The sequence below is a fragment of the Gordonia amarae NBRC 15530 genome, assembly GCF_000241345.1.
Classification (GTDB): Bacteria; Actinomycetota; Actinomycetes; order Mycobacteriales; family Mycobacteriaceae; genus Gordonia; species Gordonia amarae.
In genome coordinates this window covers 65,067-82,343 of the sequence record NZ_BAED01000072.1, presented here as the reverse complement: position 1 = coordinate 82,343, position 17,277 = coordinate 65,067, and the positions used below count along the sequence as shown (strand labels likewise).

The window sequence follows — 17,277 nt, the reverse complement described above, 5'->3', positions numbered from 1 at the left end:
GCAGACCCGATCCCCGGCCGCAAACCCGGTCACCCGGATCCCGCCGGCCGAACCTGCTCGGCCCACCCCGAACCCCGGTGCACATCACTGCACACCGCGGAAAAACATCAGGGTGATCGTCGCGAACCTCGTACCCGCTTCCGTAAGCCTCTGACCTGGACTTTCGTCCCGGTCCGGCTCCCCGGGGCGGCCCCGTGTCGCTCTGACTCGAAGAAAGTTACGCGACGGTTGCGCACATTACAAATCGGCTGGTCAGGGGCCGTTTCGTTCGCGTCGTCCCAGGTGGTTACGTACGCCTGTGCCATTCTGGTGACGCAGGACACATCGATCGGGTTTTCACCCGGCACCGGAATGCCCGGTCCGGTTCACCGGCTGCCGGCAGGCTCGCCCGCCTCGATCCTGCGGGTCAGCTCGCGCCGGTCCGGTTTTCCGGAGGCCAGCAAGGGGAGGTCATCGGCGGCCACCACCACGTAGCGACGCGGGAGTTTGTAGGCCGACAGGTCCTGCCGGATATCGGTGCTCACCCGTTCCGCGTCGAAGGTCATGGGATCCGCCGGCACCACCACGGCAACCACTTCCTGGCCACGCTCGTCGTCACCGACCCCCACCACCAGGCTCGACTGCACCGACGGGTGCTTGTCGAGGACCGACTCGACCTCCTTGGGCGCGACGTTGGCGCCGGAGGTCTTGATCAGCTCGGTGGAGCGGCCCACGTAGAAGATCCCAGGCTCGTCGTCGAGCACGAACACACGATCCCCGGTGTGGAACCAGCCGTCGGCGTCGAACACCTCCCACAGTTCGCGCTTGTTGTAGCCGACCATGATCCCGGGTCCGCGGATCCACAGCTCACCCTCGCTACCAGCGGGAACGGGAGCACCGGCACCATCGACGACGATCACGTCGGTGGTGGTGAAGCCGCCGCCGGTCTCGGTGAGGCTGCGGTGCCGGGGCACGTTGCCGGGCACCGCTACCAGGGACAGGTCAGCGGGCTGATCGACGAGACTGGGGCAACTCGACAGGTCGCGGCGCGCGAAGTCGGGGTGCGCGAGCATGCGCTGGGTGAGCGTCGGCCAGCCCGCGATGCCGGTGCCGCGTTCGCGTTCGATGAGTTCGAGCGCCGCGCCGGGTTCGGTCCGGGCGAGGGTGAGGATGGTGAGCGGGCTGTGCAGCGAGCCTGTGACGTGCAGGATTCCGCCGATCCAGAAGAACGGCATCGCCGACAGGTAGCGGGTGGGCAGGCCGTCGGGGGTGAATCCGTTCATGGTGTCCTGCAGGAACACCGACTGCCGCATGAGCACGCCGTGCGAGTGGATCACGCCCTTGGGGTCGGCCGTGGAACCGGAGGTGTGGATCATGACCGCGGGGTCGGCCGGGCACACCTCCGCTTCGACGGAATCCAGGATCTCTTGCGGCACAAGATCTTCTGGACCGATCTCGGGTGGGACGACCCTCGCCCACGGACGGCCGGCATCGCCGGTGAGCCAGATCTGGCGCAGGTACGGTGCTTCGGGCACCGCGATCGCCGCACCCGTGTGCGTGGCCAGGCCCGGCAGCGCGTCCTCCAGGAATGCCACGACATCGACCGATACCGCGCGAGTGGGCGCGATCAGCAGGTGCACGTCGCCCAGGCGCAGGCCCTTCGCGAGTTCGCCGGGTGCATACAGGGTGCTGAACGGCACCACGAGTGCGCCGATCCGGCTCGCCGCCAGCCACCACAGCACCCACTCGGTGCCGTTCGGGAAGAAGATCCCGACACGGGCCCCCTTCCCCACACCGTGGGCGAGCAATCGTCGGGCCAGCAGTGCCGAACGCTGTTCTGCCTGCGCATAGGTGATCCGGTCGGTGTCGGTGACCACATAGTCGACGTCGCCGAACTCCGCCGCCGCGCGGGCCAGTGCCGCTCCGATCGTCGGACGGAAACCCAGGTCAGGCAGCTGCATACCAACAGTCTTACCGTATGCGGTTCCGGGGCGGAATCGGCAGCGTGTCAGTCGCCGAACGCGCGGGTCACGTCGTCGGCGTCGAGGCCGTAGTCGGCGAGCGAGTAGGTGTGGCTCGGCGCCCGGGCACCGGTTTTGCTCTCCTCGTCGAGCGCGAGCACACCTGCGCGTGCGGCATCGGACATCGGCGTGTCGAGCGCCGAGTAGACGCGTTCGACGGTGCCCATCGGGTCACCGCGCAGGTCGGCGAAGTCGATGTCGAGGAACTGGTCGGGGTTGTGCCGGGCGCGTGATTCGTTGAATACGCGCAGGCCACGCGACCACAGGTCGAGCTGCGCCCGGCCCAGGGTCGCTCCGGTGAACGTGTCCGACCAGCCCTGGGTGGCGTGCTCGGCGAGGCTGCACGCCGAGGCGATGATGGTCTCGGGTGCCCGGTGGGTCTGGATCACCAGCGCGTCCGGGTACACCTGCAGCAGTGCGTCGAGGGCGAACAGGTGGCTCGGGTTCTTCAGCACCCACCGGCGGCCGGGGTCGTTCAACCCGATGAGCTGCAGGTTCTTGCGGTGCCGCGCATACGCCGGGGTCCAGTCCTGGCCGGCCAGCCACTGCGAGTACGTGGGCAGATATGCCAGGCACTCGTAGGACACCGACGTGACGGACTGCCGCAGCAGCTGCCAGCATTCCTCCACCTCGTCGGCGGCCATGTAGTGCAGGCCCATGAACTCGGGGTCGTCGACGTGGTGCTGCGCGAACGACGCCTGGAGCTGGGCGAACACCGGGTTGTCGGCCCAGCTCTCGCGCGGCGGGCGGGGCTGCGGCCACTGCGTCAGCCACATCTCCAGGCCCTGGTGGGCCGGGTCCGCGGTGAGCAGCCGGTGCAGAGCGGTGGTGCCGGTGCGCGGCAGACCGGTCACAAAGACCGGTCGGCGGATCTCGACGTCGGCGTAACCCGGGTTGGCCGTCCAGGCCGCCTCGCTGAGCAGCCGGGCGATGAGCGCGCCTTTGAGGAAGAAGCGGGACATCTTGCTGCCCTCGGGCGTCAGATCCGCTTCCCGCGCATACGAATCCAGCAGTACCCGCAGCGGTTCGAGGTATTCGTCGCCGCCGAAGTCGGTCAGCCCGGTGGTCCGGGTCGCCGCCTCGTGCAGGTCGTCGACGGTGCCCACCGAGGTCCGGTCAGTCATGGTATTCACCGCAGTTCACGTCGAGGGTGTGTCCGGTGATGGCGCGGGCCATCGGCGAGGCGAGAAAGACGACGGCGTCGGCGATCTCGTCGGGTTCGGGCAGCCGCTTGAGGTCGCTGCGCGCGGCGGTCTGCTCGTAGACCTGTTCGCGGGTGATGCCGTACTTCTCGGCGACCTGCCCGAAGTACCACTTGAGCTGGTCGTCCCAGATGTAACCGGGGGCCACCGAGTTGATCCGGATGCCGCGCTCCCCCAGTTCGGTGGCCAGTGTCTGTGACATCGCCAGCAGCGCAGACTTGGCGAGTTTGTAACTGCCGTAACGGGGTTCGGAATGACGGATGACCATCGAGTTGATATTGACGATTGCACCGGAGGTGTCGGCGAGCGGATCGGTGAACGCCTTGATCACCCGCAGCGTGCCGAGCACCGTCAGATTCAGGCTCGAGGTGATCTGGTCGAAGTCGGTGCGGGCCAGCGGCTTCATCGACGGGAGGGCGAAGGCGTTGTTGACCAGCACGTCGGCCCGGCCGAAGGTGTCGATCACGCGGTCGCGCAGGTTGTCGACGGCGGCGTCGTCGGTGATGTCGGCGGGCACCACCAGGGTGTTCCCGCCGATCGAGGCGGCGATGTCGGTGAGCCGGGATTCGGTGCGCGCGGCCAGCACCACGGTGGCGCCATTGTCGGCCATGCGGGCGCAGATCGCCTTGCCCAGGCCGGGGCCGACGCCCGAGACCACCACAACTTTGCCGGCGAGCAGCCCGGTCATCCGAGCATCCTGTCGGCGAACGCCTGCTGACGGGCGGCGATGCGCTCAGCCCAGCCCGCCTCGTCGATCTGGTTGGTGGCGTAGTCCGGCAGGTGGAGCGGGATGTCCTCGAAGGCGATGACCTGCGCCGACGGCCCCAGCTCGGGACCGATCGGCTCGTCGACGCGCTGCCAGCGGAACTGCAGGATGCCGCGGGAGCGGCCGGTGGTCTCGATCCAGTTGGCGACGCCCGGGTTGCGCGCGGACACCACCAGCCGGATCATTCCGTCCGAATCCACCTGTGCCTGATGGGAATTGAGGCTGGTCTGGTGGTTGACGTAGTCGAGAGAGATGTACCACATGCTGCCGAGCTGAAAGCCCTGGTACGGGGCGTTCGAGCGGGGCACCGTGATGATCATCGCCTCGTCGTCGGCGAGCCGGTAGTGGCCGACCGAGGAGAACTGGGTGCGCAGACCGCCCGGGGTGAGCCGCGGCGGGGTGAAGGTGTTGACCGGTTCATCGAGGTAGAACCATTTCGGGAAGTTGAACCAGGTGTTGATGCGGGACAGCAGCATCTTGCCCGCCACCGCGAACCGGCGACTCGCCTTGGCGACGTCGGTCTCCGCCGGTGCGGTACCGCGGGTGTCGACGCGCTGAATCGAGATCGAGCCCTTGCGTTCGGTCCAGTCGCCGTACACCTCGCGCACCGCCAGCATCGACGCACCCTCACCGAGGACGAAGTAGTTGTCGGGCCTTTCCCCCTCGGGTTCCGGGCCGAAGGTGAGGGTGAAGGAGCCGTCGGCGGCGATGGTGATGCGGCGGTCGTCGAAGGCGTCGTCGCCGCCGGGGACGTTGGTGGCGGTGTAATCCCCGCGCAGGATCTGGAAGCTGAGATCGACGGTGCTGCCGCGGGTTCCGCGCACCTCGTACGTGCCGCCCGGTTCGATGTCGGCGTGGTAGTAGAGGGTGTCGGGGTTGTCCAGGCCCATCTTGGTGCTCGGCCCCGTCGAGGTGACGAAGTTGGGATGCGAGCGTTGCCGTGCCCGCGCCAGCTGGATCACCGCGGCGATACTGCCCGCGAGGTAGTCCAGACCATCGGCCAGGTCGAGTTCGGTGTCGATGAATTCGGCTGCCGTGATGAGCTTTTCGGCCTCGGTGATCGCCGCGGTGAGCGGCGCGGTCACGTCACTGGTCATAGTGTCTTGTGTACCCCATCAGAGCCAGGTGTCGGTGCCGTTCCAGGTGAGGAATTCCTCGAGCTCGGCGTCGGCGGGATGGACGCGCGGGTGTTCGGTGGACAGGTAGCCACCCCGGTAGAACAGCAGTGGCTTGTCCTGCAGGACCTCACCGAGGGTGCGGGCGCGGCCGATGACGATGTGGTGGTCGCCGCCGTCCTCCACCCGCTCGACGTCGCATTCGACCCAGGTCAGGCAGTGCCGGATCACCGGCAGTCCGGCCGGCGACTGGTCCCAGGTGATCGACGCGAACTTGTCGTCGCCCGGGGCGCCGAAGGTCGCGCTGACCTCCTGCTGCCGGTTGGCCAGCACGTTGACCACGAACTTGCCGGTCTCCTCGATGACCTTCCAGCTGCGGGAGGTCTTCATCGGGCAGAACAGCACCAGCGGCGGGTCGAGCGACAGCGCGGCGAAGGACTGGCAGGCGAAACCGACCGGCGCGCCGTCGCCGTTGATCGTGGAGATGACCGTCACGCCCGTGCAGAACTGCCCCATCGCGGTGCGGAACTGCCGGGACGTGAAGTCGGAGGTACCGTACGGCGAGTGGCTCACCGATTCAGCCCTTGTATCCGATGGTGAAGTCGTGGCCCCACAGGCTGGCCGCCGTCGATTCGCGGGCTACCCAGGTGTCGTCCTCCACAGTCATTCCCTCGCAACCGAATTCGACGTCGAATCCGCCCGGGGTCTTCATGTAGAAGGACAGCATCTTGTCGTTGACGTGCCGGCCGAGGGACGCCGACATCGGCACCTTCTTGCGCAGCGCGCGGTCGAGGGCCAGGCCGACGTCGTCGGAGTTCTCGACCTCCACCATCAGGTGCACGATGCCGGTGGGGTTGGGCAGCGGCAGGAACGCCAGCGAGTGATGGCGCGGGTTGCAGCCGAGGAACCGCAGCCACACCGAACTGCCCGGTTCCCGGCCGGCGAGTTCGCCCGGCAGCCGCATCGAATCGCGCAGGCGGAAGCCGAGGACGTCGCGGTAGAACTCGAGCGTCGCCTTGTCGTCCGGGCAGGTGAGCACGACGTGACCGAGGCCCTGCTCACCGGTGACGAACCGGTGCCCGTACGGGCTGACGATCCGCCGGTGTTGCAGCGCCACCCCGTGGAACACCTCCTGGGTGTTGCCGGCTGGATCGTCGAAGACGATCATCTCGACGACGCAGCGGTCGGCGAGCTCCTCGTCCTTGCCCTCGCGGAAGATCACCCCGGCCGCCGACAACCTGTCCCGGACATCTTGCAGGGCAGCGGCATTGGGACACTCCCAGCCGGCACTGCCCAGGTGGTCGCGGTCGGACGGGACGATCACCAGACGGGCAGGGAAATCGTCCATCCGCAGGTAGAGGTTGTCGGGGTTGGCGCCCTTGCCCTCGACCATGCCCAGGACCTTGAGTCCGTAGTCGCGCCACGCGGCGATGTCCGTCGCCTCGATGCGCATGTAACCCAGTGACCGGATCGGGCTGTCTTCGGTCATTGTTCCTCTCCTGCTTGTGGTTTCGCTGCTGTCGATTCGGTGGGCGATCAGACCATCGAGTCGCCGATGGGGATGCCGAACTCGCCGTTGCCGAAGGCGGTGTAGGCGCGCTCGGGATCGTTGGCGGCGTGCACGCGGCCGCCGTGGGCGTCGCGCCAGAACCGCTGGATGGGCGAGTCGAGGTTGAGGGCCCCGCCGCCGGAATTCTCGAAGAGCAGGTCGATGGAGGCGACGGCGCGGGCGGTGGCGCGGACCTGGTCGCGGCGGGCGGCCAGGCGCAGTTCCATCGGGATCTCCTCGCCGGCGAGGATCAGGTCGTATTCGTCCTGCAGGTTGCCCGACAGCTGGCGCCACGCGGCGTCGATGTCGCTGGCGGCAGCGGCGATACGGACCTTGGCGAACGGATCATCCTTGCTCTTCTCGCCCGCGTAGGCGGCACGCACCCGCTTGCCCTGGTGCTCGACGTGCGCGTTGTAGGCGCCGTAGGCCATGCCGACGATCGGCGTGGAGATGGTGCTGGGATGGATGGTGCCCCACGGCATCTTGTAGACCGGAGCGGTGTTGCGCTCGAGGCCGGGGCTCTCGTAGTTGGCCATGGTGCGCATGCTCAGGACGCGGTGCCGGGGCACGAACACGTCCTTTACCTCGAGGGTGTTGGAGCCGGTGCCCTTGAGGCCGACCACGTGCCAGACGTCCTTGATGGTGTAGTCCGAACGCGGGATGAGGAAGCTCACGAAGTCGACCGGGCGGCCGTCCTTGATCACCGGGCCACCGACGAACGCCCAGTCGGCGATGTCGCAGCCCGACGAGAACGCCCAGTTGCCGTTGACCTTGTAGCCGCCATCGACGACCTCGCCCATACCCATCGGGGCGTACGAGGAAGAGATGCGGACCGACGGGTCGGCACCCCACACGTCTTCCTGAGCCTGCTGCTCGAACAGCCCGAGGTGCCAGTTGTGGATGCCGATGATGCCCGCGACCCAGCCGGTGGATCCGCACGCGCTCGCCAGTCGCCGCACGGCCTCGTAGAAGCTGACCGGGTCGACCTGATAGCCACCCCACTGCTCGGGCTGCATGAGCTTGAAGAAGCCCGCCTCATCGAGGTCGCGGACCGTCTCCTCCGGCATCCTGCGCAGTTCCTCGGTCCGCGCGGCGCGCTGTTCGATCTCCGGAAGCAACGCGCTGATGTTGTCGAGAACCCGCTGCGCGTCGGCGCTGCGGACTCCGCTGTTTAGCTGTGAACGGCCTGCTGGCATCTGCCTGCTCCTTCAATTGCGTTCGGTCGCCCGGCGCGGTTCATCTCGGACGCCCGGACGCTCACCGACGGTTGATCGCTTCCCAGATTAGAACACGTTCTATTTCTTGTCGAGCACTACCCCGCAATAGCTCCTGCCAGGACCAATTGCCCATAGGTGGCATGTGGGCTGCCGCAAATCTGTAACGTGTTCTAGTATGGCGGACGTAGCTTAGACCCGTCACCGAAATCAGGATGGAGATCCCGACGATGTCTGGAACACAGACCTCCGCCGCTGCCGGCCCCCAGCGCGAATACCGGGAGATCGACACCGGAACACCCCCGACCCGCTTCGCCCGCGGCTGGCACTGCCTCGGTCTCGTCGAGGAATTCACCGACGGCAAACCACACTCCGTCGAGGTCTTCGGCACCAAACTCGTGGTGTGGGCCGACGACGAGGGACAGATCAACGTCCTCGACGCCTACTGCCGGCACATGGGCGGCGACCTGTCGCAGGGCCAGATCCGCGACGGCAACGTGGCCTGCCCGTTCCACGGCTGGAAGTGGAAGGGTAACGGCCGCTGCGCCGGTGTGCCCTACGCCAAGCGCAGCCCCAAGCTCGCCAAGACCCGCACCTGGCAGACGATGATCCGCAACGGGCAGGTGTTCGTCTACAACGACCCCGAGGGCAACCCGGCGCCGGAAGAGGTCATCATCCCCGAACTGACCGAGGTCGGTTCGGACACGTGGACCGGGTGGACCTGGAACCGCATGGTGATCGAGGGCTCCAACTGCCGCGAGATCATCGACAACGTCGTGGACATGGCGCACTTCTTCTACGTGCACTACGCCCTGCCGGACTATTTCAAGAATGTCTTCGAGGGAGAGACCGCCGCGCAGTACATGCGCTCACACGGCCGGCCCGACGTCGACCTGGGCGGCAGCAACTACGTCGACAGCAAGCTGGAATCGATCGCCGCGTACTACGGACCGTCGTACATGCTCAACCCGATGGTCCAGTACTACGGCGGATTCGCCATCGAGACCATCCTCACCAACTGCCACTACCCCATCGACTCGAACTCGTTCGTCCTGATGTTCGGCGTGATGGCCAAGATCCCCGAGGGGCTGACCCCCGCGCAGGCCGAGAAGATGGTCCAGAAGATCACCAAGGGTATCGAGGTGGGTTTCCTGCAGGACGTGGAGATCTGGAAGAACAAGACCCGCATCGAGAATCCGCTGCTGGTGGAGGAGGACGGGCCGGTCTATCAGCTGCGCCGCTGGTACGAGCAGTTCTACGTCGACAAGGCCGACGTCTCCGACGACATGACGCAGCGGTTCGAGTACGAGATCGACACCACCAAGGCCGTCGAGAACTGGAACATCGAAGTGCAGGAGAACCTTCGCCGTAAGGAGGAGGAGAAGGCCGCCCGTGAGGCCGAAGGGGTCGGCGCGGGCAGCACGGCCGGCTGACGCTGCGGCCACCCGGAAAGACGAAAGGCACCACGATGACCCGCACCATGGATTCCACCGGCCGGTCCGGCTCCTCTTCCGGTGCCCCGTCTTCCGGCACCCCGCCTGTCGAAACGGCCGCACCCAGCGCCGCCGTGCGCCGCAATTCCTGGGCCAAGGCACCGGATTTCGCGGGCGACCCCGAGCACGCCGCGGCGGTCGCCCGCGCCACCGCGGGCGACCGCGAGCACTACCTGCGCGGCGGCATGACCGAGATCGAGTGCCGGAGCTGTCATGCCTGCGTGCTGGTGAAAAAGACCAGCTCGTACCACACGAGTGTGCAGTGGAACTCCGAGGCGCGGGCCAAATGCGGTGAGCTCGAACGGCTCCGGCAGACCGGGGGCAATCCGGCACTCATGCCAACCTGCTCCCGGATGTCGGCGAGCATCGATCACGGCGTGGCCGAGGGCATCATCCCGGCCGAGTCACCAGAGGTCGATCCCGACGGTTATTGGTGAGCACCACCGGTTTTCGTGGACCTTGTGCCAGAAACTAGAACATGTTCTACTCGAAGGGTGAGCATCAGCACCCCGGCCGGCCCCGTGACGGAAAGTCCGGTGGCCCCAGTCCCGGATCCCATAACCGAGATTCTTTCCGCGCCACTGCGCAACTCGTTCGACTACACCCGATCACTCGGTCCGGTCCTGGGCCAGTTCGCCCTCGCCCTGCGTGACGGACGCATCCTCGGCAGCCGGTCCGCCGACGGCCGGGTGTTCGTCCCGCCCACCGAATTCGACCCGGCCACCGGGGCACCGAGCACCGACCTGGTGGAGGTGGCACCGGTCGGCACCGTCACCACTTGGAGTTGGCAGGCCGAACCCACAGCTGGACAACCGCTTTCCGATCCGTTCGCGTGGGCGCTCATCAAGCTCGACGGCGCCGACACCGCCCTGCTGCACGCCGTCGCATGCGCTCCCGGTGAGATCAGCACCGGCGCACGGGTGCACGCGGTGTTCCGGGCCGCCCGGACGGGCCGCATCGATGACATCAGCCACTTCGAGCCCGGCGACTCCGCGAGCCCCGTCGCGCCCAACACGAACGAGCTGTCCGACGACCCGCAGGTCATCATCGCCACCCCGATCGCCGCGGAGATCCAGCATTCGGCCACCGCGTGGGAATCGGACTACCTGCGCGCACTCAAAGAGGGCAAACTCATCGGGTCGCGGATCGGCTCCGGCGTGGACGCCGGCCGTATCTACTTCCCGCCGCGCGGCGAGAGCCCCGCCGACGGCGCACCCGCCGTCGAAAAGGTGGAGTTGCCCGACACCGGCATCGTCACCACGTTCTGCATCGTCAACGTGCCGTTCACCGGTCAGCGCATCAAGCCGCCATACGTGGCCGCGTACGTGCTGATCGACGGCACCGACATCCCGGTGCTGCACCTGATCCTCGACTGCCCCGCCGACGAGGTCCGCATGGGTATGCGGGTGCGCGCCGCCTGGGTGCCCGAGGATCAGCGCGAACTGTCGATGGGCAGCATCAGCCACTTCAAGCCCACCGGCGAACCCGACGCCGACTACGAGTCGTACCGCGACCACGTCTAAGGAGCCTTTCCCTCATGGCATTTCCCCGTATCGCGGTCGTCGGGTTCGCACACAGCCCGAACGTCGCCGCCACCCACGGCACCACCAACGGTGTCGAGATGCTGCGCCCCTGCTTCGACAAGCTGTACGCGCAGCTCGGCATCACCCGCACCGACATCGAATTCTGGTGCAGCGGATCGTCGGATTATCTTGCCGGCCGCGCCTTCTCGTTCATCTCGGCGGTCGACTCAATCGGCGCGATGCCCCCGATCAACGAATCGCATGTCGAGATGGATGCAGCCTGGGCGCTGTACGAGGCGTGGGTCAAGATCGCCACCGGCGAGGTGGACCTGGCGCTGGCCTACGGCTTCGGCAAGGCGTCGGCCGGGAATAGCGACCGCACCCTGACCCTGCAGACCGACCCGTACACGGTGGCGCCGCTGTGGCCGGACGCCCGGTCGCTCGGTGCGCTGCAGGCGCGCGCCGGTATTGACTCCGGTGCCTGGACCGAGGCCGACATGGCCGCCGTCGCCGCCCGCACCTTCGGCGGTGACACCGAGGAACTGCTCGCCGCCGACTATGTGGCCGATCCGCTGCGCGCCCACGACATCGCGCCATACGCGGACGCCGCCGGCGCGGTGATCCTCGCCAGTGAACGGCGGGCCCGCGAACTGGTGGCCAACCCGGCGTTCATCACCGGCTGGGACCACCGCATCGACTCCCCCAACTTCGGGGCGCGCGACCTGACCGTCTCGCCGTCGACGGCGCTGGCAGGCGACACCGCGTTCGGCGACGCCTCCCGCGCCGTGGACGTGGCCGAGATCAACGCCTCGTTCACCCACCAGGAACTGATCGTGAAGAACGCTCTGCGGCTACCCGACTCGGTGCGGATCAATCCGTCGGGCGGCTCGCTGGCCGGGAACGCGCTGTTCTCGGCGGGTCTGCAGCGGATCGGTTACGCCGCGCACGAAATCCTTTCCGGCAACGCCGGTACCGCGGTGGCGCACGCTTCGAGCGGGCCGCTGCTGCAACAGAACATGGTGGTCACACTCGCTGGGGAGAACAACTGATGGGCAAGAACAGGGCCGCGATCCTCGGCACCGGACAGACCAAGTACGTCGCCAAACGGCACGATGTGACGATGTCGGGCATGGTCCGGGAGGCCATCGACGCCGCGCTCGCCGACGCGCAGGTATCCATCGACGACATCGACGCCATCGTCATCGGCAAGGCCCCCGACCTGTTCGAGGGCGTGATGATGCCGGAGCTGTTCATGGCCGAATCCATCGGCGCGGTGGGCAAACGGCTGATCCGCGTGCACACCGCCGGGTCGGTGGGCGGGTCCACCGCCAATGTCGCCTCGACGCTGGTCTCCGGCGGTATCCACCGTCGTGTGGTGGCGGTGTCGTGGGAGAAGCAATCCGAATCCAACGCGATGTGGGCGCTGTCGCTGCCGGTGCCGTTCACCAAACCGGTCGGCGCCGGTGCAGGTGGCTTCTTCGCGCCGCACGTGCGGGCGTACATCCGGCGTTCCGGTGCGCCGCTGGACACCGGCGCCATCGTCGCCACCAAAGACCGCCGCAACGGCGCACTCAACCCGCTCGCGCACCTGCAGCAGTCGGACATCACCGTCGACAAGGTGATGAACTCGCAGATGCTCTGGGACCCGATCCGCTACGACGAGACCTGCCCGTCGTCCGACGGTGCGTGCGCGGTGGTGATCGGTGACGAACAGGCCGCCGACGATGCTGTGGCACAGGGTAATCCGGTGGCGTGGGTGCATGCCACGGCGATGCGCACCGAGCCGCTGTTCTTCGCGCACCGCAATGTGGTGAGCCCGCAGGCCAGCCGCGACGCCGCCGCCGCGCTGTGGAAGGCGGGCGGGATCAGCAATCCGCTCGAGGAGATCGACGCCGCCGAGATCTATGTGCCGTTCTCCTGGTTCGAGCCGATGTGGCTCGAAAGTCTCGGGTTCGCGCCCGAGGGTGAGGGGTGGAAGCTCACCCAGGCCGGGGAGACCGCGATCGGCGGGAAGCTGCCGGTGAACGCGTCCGGTGGTGTGCTCTCGTCCAATCCGATCGGGGCGTCGGGCATGATCCGATTCGCCGAGGCCGCCATCCAGGTGATGGGCAAGGGTGGGGCGCATCAGGTCGAGGGCGCCCGGAAGGCCCTGGGCCACGCGTATGGCGGTGGCTCACAGTACTTCTCGATGTGGCTCGTGGGCGCGGACAAGCCTACGCATTGATCACACTGTTTGTCCGCGCCCACGATGTCGGTGTCACAGTGGGCGCGGACAAGCCTACGCACTGAAAACACCGTTTGTCCGCGCCCGCGATGTCGGTGTCACAGTGGGCGCGGACAAGCCTACGCATTGATCACACTGTTTGTCCGCCCCCACGATTTCGGTTGTGGGGGCGGACATTCTTGTCTCACGGGGCTTCGAGGCTCCTCGCCTGGCGGCTCGTCGCACCTCAACCGGCGATGGGAACGACAACCGACACCACTCGACGGTTGAGGTGCGAGCTTGCGAGCCTCGAAACCCGGTGAGATCACGCTGTCGGTGAGAACTGTCCTCGGAGAACGGTTTTGTTGACCTTGCCCATGGGCAGGCGTGGGAGGGTGTCGGTGAACTCCAGTTGTTCGGGGCATTTGAAGCGGGCCAGGCCGGACTCCTGGCAGTGGGCACTCAGAGCGTCGAGGGCGAGGGTCGCCCCCGGCGCGAGAACGACAATGGCGCAGGCTCGTTCACCGGTTCGCGGGTCGGGCAGGCCGATGACGGCGGCGTCGGCGACGGCCGGATGGGTGAGGATGACCTCCTCGACCTCGCCGGCGGAGATGTTCTCGGCGTTGCGGATGATGATGTCTTTGCGACGGCCGTCGATATGGATGTGACCGAGGTCGTCGACCCAGCCGAGGTCTCCGGTGCACAGCCGGCCGTCGTCGTCGAGGACACCCGCGTTGAGGGATTCATCGATGTAGCCGGAGAACAGCTGCGGGCCTTGGAGTCTGAGCTCACCGTCGATGACGCAGACCTGCACGCCGGGCATGGGCGGGCCGACGGACCGGCCGACGTCGGGGTCGTCGAAACTCTGACTGGTGGCGACGGGGAACTCCGTCATCCCCCACGCGTCGACCACCGCGCCGTTGCCCCCGAATACCTCGCGGAGTTCGCGTTGCACCTCCTGAGGGGTGGGTGCGCCGCCGGCGATGAAGCCACGCAGGTCGGGGAACAGCGGTGAATCACCGTGCGCGCGTTGGGCGGCGATGTAGGCGTGGAAGAACGGCATCGCCGAACCGAGGTTGGTGCCGCCGTGCGCGGCCATCCGGTACGGGGTGACCGACGGGTCCCAGGTGTCGAAAAGCACGAGCCGACAACCGGTCCGGAGAGCGGCGCTGAGCATGGCGATGCCGCCGATGTGGGCCAGCGGCCACGGGATGGGCAGCACCGAGGCGGTGTCGGTGCGCTGGCCGTCGGTGATGCCGTTGGAGGAGGCGATGACCGAGCGATCGGTGTGCTTGACGCCTTTGGGTGCGGCCGTGGTGCCGGAGGTGTAGTAGATCCAGCGGACCTCATTCTCCGAATCCTGTGGCAGCGGAGGAATTTCGGTCCGATCGCCTGTCGGCAGTCGTAGTCCGGCCGCTATGTCGCCGAGGTCGATGACCAGTGCCTGCCGGTCTGTGTGACGGGCGAGGAAGGCGTCGGCGATGTCGTTGTGCCGGTAGTCCTTCCAGGTGTCCGGGACGATCAGCAGTCGGGTGCCGACCTGCTCGGTCATGAACGCCACCTCACGCTCGCGCAGCAGGGCGATGATCGGGTTCTGGACCGCGCCGAGGCGAGCGCAGGCGGCCATGAGGACGGCCGATTCGAGGATCGTCGGGAGTTGCCAGCTCACCACGTCGCCTGCGGCGACGCCGCTCTCGTGCAGGCCGGCCGCGACGTGTTCGGCGGCATCGCGGAACTGGGCGGCGGTGAGGCTGCGGCCGTGGTCGTCGGCGAGGATCACCGTGCCGGGGCGGAGCCGGGCGGACTGTTCGACGAGGTCCCAGAGGCCGGTGATGTCGTCGATGCCGATGACGCCGAGGCGGGGTGCGGCGGCGGGGCCGGTCGCGATCCGGTCGACTGCGGAGCGGGTTGCCATTTCCTCAGTCTGACAGAAAGGTGTGGCTTACCGAAAGGGTGACAGTAGTCGTTGATCGCCCGCTGCTCGGGGGTGGGATCGAGGTGGTCGGGTCGTGTGAGTACATCGCCGGACCCTTCGAGACCCTCGTTCCTTCGTCGCTTCGGCCTCAGGGATCAAGAAGGTGACACCAAGCGAGAAACCCGGTGAGAGGACATTGTCGTCTCACCGGGTTTCGAGGCTCGGTCGCTGGACGACCTCGCACCTCAACCGGCAGGTGAACCGTCACCCGCCCAAGCGAAGAACCGCACCTCAACCGGCAGGTGAACCGTCTCCCGCCCAAGCGAAGAACCGCACCTCAACCGGCAGGTGAACCGTCTCCCGCCCAAGCGGAGAGCCGTACCTCAACCGGCAGGTGCCCCGGGCGGGGGCCGGAGGTGGATGCGAGGCTCGGTCGGTCGGTCAGTCGGCCTTGCGAAAGGAGTTCATTGTTTTTTCGACTTCCCAGAAGGCGCGAATGGCGGCGAGTTTGCCGTCGGGGGCCGCGCGGTAGGTGAAGACGCCACGAGACTCGGTGATGTGGCCCGCGATATGGGTGACGATGGTGCCGATGTAAGCCACCTCGTTGCCGCAGATGATCTCCTCGTCGAACCGGAAGTCGATGCTCTCAGTGGTGGCGATCGACTTGTCCCAGAACTCGGCGATGGCCTCGTGGCCACGGAAGCCGACACCGTCGGGATCGAACATCGACGGGCCGACCGGGTCCTCCACCGAACCGTCGGCGGCGAAATTGGCGACCCAGGCGTCCTTGTCGCGGGCGGCGACCAGCTCACGCGAGCGCCGCCCGGCGACGACCGCGGGATGGTTCTCGCGATCGATGCCGAGGTAGGCCGGGGTGTCGGCGGCGGCCGTCACGGGCGGGTCCCGTAGTCGACGCGCATCTCCTTGACCCCGTTGATCCAGCCGTGGCGCAGGCGCTTGGGCTCCTCGAGGCGGGTGATGTCGGGGACGATGTCGGCGATCGCGTTGAACATCAGGTTGATCTCCATGCGGGCCAGGTTGGAGCCGACGCAGAAGTGAGAACCGTTGCCACCGAACCCGACATGCGGGTTGGGATCGCGAAGGATGTTGAACGAGAACGGATCGTCGAACACCTCCTCATCGAAGTTGGCCGACGCGTAGAACATTCCGACGCGCTCGCCTTCCTTGATGTCGACGCCGCCGACCTGCGTGTCACGCTTGGCGGTGCGCTGGAAGCTGTTGACCGGGGTGCCCCAGCGGACGATCTCGTCGGCGGTGGTGTCGGGACGTTCCTTCTTGTACAGCTCCCACTGGTCGGGGTTGTTGAAGAAGGCGTTCATGCCGTGCGAGATCGCGTTGCGGGTGGTCTCGTTGCCGGCCACGGTCAGCAGGATGAAGAAGAACCCGAACTCGGCCTCGTCGAGGTGCTGGCCCTCGATGTCGGCGTTGACCAGGATGCTGACGATGTCGTCGGTGGGGGTCTTGCGCCGGGTCTCGGCCATGTTGTAGCCGTAGCCGAGAATCTCGGCCGACGCCATCTGCGGGTCGACGTCGGCGAATTCCGGGTCGTCGGTGTTGAGCATGCCGTTGGACCAGTGGAACAGCTTGCGGCGGTCCTCTTCCGGCACGCCGAGCAGGTCGGCGATCGCCAGCAGCGGCAGGTCGACGGCGATGTCGTCGACGAAGTCGCCGGTGCCCTTCTCCGCCGCCTCGGACACGATGCGGCGTGCGGCGGCGTCCAGCTTGGCTTCCAGCGACTTCACCGCACGCGGGGTGAAAGCCTTGGAGACCAGCCGGCGCAGCCGGGTGTGCTCCGGCGGATCGTGGTTGATCAGCAGCGCCTTGGTGACTTCCATCTGGTCCGGTTCGATGGCGTCGTCGAAACGCATGATGACGCCGTTGGTGTTGACGGCCCAGTCGTCGTTGTTCTTGGAGATCTCCCGGATGTGCTGATGCTTGGAGATCACCCAGTAGCCGCCGTCGCGGAAACCGCCACCCTTACCGGGAGCCTGGGCGTTCCACCACACGGGGGCGGTTTTGCGCAGCTGGGCGAACTCGGCGACGGGCATGCCCTGCTCCAGCAGCTCCGGGCTGGTGAAGTCCCAGCCCTCCTGTTGCATGAAATCCGGCTTGACCGCCGTGTCGTCGGCGTCGCCTGCGGGGGCGGGAACACTCTCCGCTTGGATCACCTCGCACCACCTCTCCGTGGAATTAGAACTTGTTCAGCTTTCGTTAGAGCACGACTCTCAGCGTATGATGGGCCGAAATGAGAACGTGTTCTACTTTGGACAGCGTAC

Annotated in this window: 15 protein-coding genes; 5 read left to right on the top strand and 10 right to left on the bottom strand. The window is 66.9% G+C overall.

All coding sequences use genetic code 11. The features are described 5' to 3' along the window. Positions 1-365 precede the first annotated feature (365 nt). From GOAMR_RS21935 to hsaA, 7 genes are read right to left on the bottom strand one after another with little or no spacing between them, the layout of a single operon-like run. Positions 366-1,940 (bottom strand): class I adenylate-forming enzyme family protein, encoded by a 1,575-nt coding sequence (locus GOAMR_RS21935; protein ID WP_005193273.1) that lies wholly within the window; start codon positions 1,938-1,940, stop codon positions 366-368. Positions 1,941-1,987: 47 nt separating this feature from the next. Next, positions 1,988-3,124 (bottom strand): sulfotransferase family protein, encoded by a 1,137-nt coding sequence (locus GOAMR_RS21930; protein WP_040516069.1) that lies wholly within the window; start codon positions 3,122-3,124, stop codon positions 1,988-1,990. Beyond that, entirely contained in the window at positions 3,117-3,890 is a 774-nt protein-coding gene (locus tag GOAMR_RS21925; protein ID WP_005193267.1) for an SDR family oxidoreductase, read from the bottom strand. Before GOAMR_RS21925 ends, GOAMR_RS21930 begins: the two co-directional genes overlap by 8 nt. Beyond that, on the bottom strand, positions 3,887-5,065 hold the full coding sequence (locus tag GOAMR_RS21920; RefSeq protein WP_005193265.1) for a hypothetical protein: 1,179 nt from the start codon (positions 5,063-5,065) through the stop codon (positions 3,887-3,889). The genes GOAMR_RS21925 and GOAMR_RS21920 overlap by 4 nt, the downstream gene beginning before the upstream one ends. An 18-nt stretch (positions 5,066-5,083) precedes the next feature. After that, positions 5,084-5,656, bottom strand: a complete 573-nt coding sequence (gene hsaB / locus GOAMR_RS21915) for a 3-hydroxy-9,10-secoandrosta-1,3,5(10)-triene-9,17-dione monooxygenase reductase subunit (RefSeq protein ID WP_005193262.1) — start codon at positions 5,654-5,656, stop codon at positions 5,084-5,086. A 4-nt stretch (positions 5,657-5,660) separates the two neighbouring features. After that, entirely contained in the window at positions 5,661-6,572 is a 912-nt protein-coding gene (hsaC, locus tag GOAMR_RS21910; protein ID WP_040516068.1) for an iron-dependent extradiol dioxygenase HsaC, read from the bottom strand. 47 nt (positions 6,573-6,619) lie between these two features. Then, a complete protein-coding gene (hsaA, locus tag GOAMR_RS21905; protein ID WP_005193257.1) occupies positions 6,620-7,828 on the bottom strand; it encodes a 3-hydroxy-9,10-secoandrosta-1,3,5(10)-triene-9,17-dione monooxygenase oxygenase subunit in 1,209 nt (402 codons plus the stop codon). Positions 7,829-8,076: 248 nt separating this feature from the next. Between hsaA and GOAMR_RS21900 the strand changes: the two genes are divergently transcribed. The 5 genes from GOAMR_RS21900 (at position 8,077) to GOAMR_RS21880 (ending at position 13,086) form a co-directional block, all read left to right on the top strand. Continuing rightward, positions 8,077-9,279 carry a 3-ketosteroid-9-alpha-monooxygenase, oxygenase component gene (locus GOAMR_RS21900; protein WP_244427481.1) on the top strand — a complete coding sequence of 401 codons (1,203 nt, stop codon included), beginning with the start codon at positions 8,077-8,079 and terminating at the stop codon, positions 9,277-9,279. A 35-nt stretch (positions 9,280-9,314) separates the two neighbouring features. After that, positions 9,315-9,776, top strand: a complete 462-nt coding sequence (locus GOAMR_RS21895) for a hypothetical protein (protein ID WP_005193251.1) — start codon at positions 9,315-9,317, stop codon at positions 9,774-9,776. 99 nt (positions 9,777-9,875) lie between these two features. Continuing rightward, on the top strand, positions 9,876-10,862 hold the full coding sequence (locus GOAMR_RS21890) for a Zn-ribbon domain-containing OB-fold protein (protein ID WP_005193242.1): 987 nt from the start codon (positions 9,876-9,878) through the stop codon (positions 10,860-10,862). 14 nt (positions 10,863-10,876) lie between these two features. Next, positions 10,877-11,911: a thiolase family protein gene (locus tag GOAMR_RS21885; RefSeq protein WP_005193238.1), complete on the top strand. Its 1,035-nt coding sequence runs from the start codon at positions 10,877-10,879 to the stop codon at positions 11,909-11,911. Beyond that, a complete protein-coding gene (locus GOAMR_RS21880) occupies positions 11,911-13,086 on the top strand; it encodes a thiolase family protein (RefSeq protein WP_005193235.1) in 1,176 nt (391 codons plus the stop codon). Before GOAMR_RS21885 ends, GOAMR_RS21880 begins: the two co-directional genes overlap by 1 nt. 304 nt (positions 13,087-13,390) lie before the next feature. On the opposite strand, the gene GOAMR_RS21875 is transcribed toward GOAMR_RS21880, so the two are convergent. The 3 genes from GOAMR_RS21875 to GOAMR_RS21865 all read right to left on the bottom strand — a co-directional run bounded on the left by GOAMR_RS21875 (position 13,391) and on the right by GOAMR_RS21865 (position 17,166). Then, positions 13,391-14,980, bottom strand: a complete 1,590-nt coding sequence (locus tag GOAMR_RS21875) for a class I adenylate-forming enzyme family protein (protein WP_005193232.1) — start codon at positions 14,978-14,980, stop codon at positions 13,391-13,393. 441 nt (positions 14,981-15,421) lie between these two features. Next, positions 15,422-15,874, bottom strand: a complete 453-nt coding sequence (locus tag GOAMR_RS21870) for a nuclear transport factor 2 family protein (protein ID WP_005193229.1) — start codon at positions 15,872-15,874, stop codon at positions 15,422-15,424. Next, the gene (locus GOAMR_RS21865; RefSeq protein WP_373278793.1) at positions 15,871-17,166 is read right to left on the bottom strand and encodes a cytochrome P450; all 1,296 of its coding nucleotides are present in this window, start codon (positions 17,164-17,166) and stop codon (positions 15,871-15,873) included. Before GOAMR_RS21865 ends, GOAMR_RS21870 begins: the two co-directional genes overlap by 4 nt. Positions 17,167-17,277: the final 111 nt, after the last annotated feature.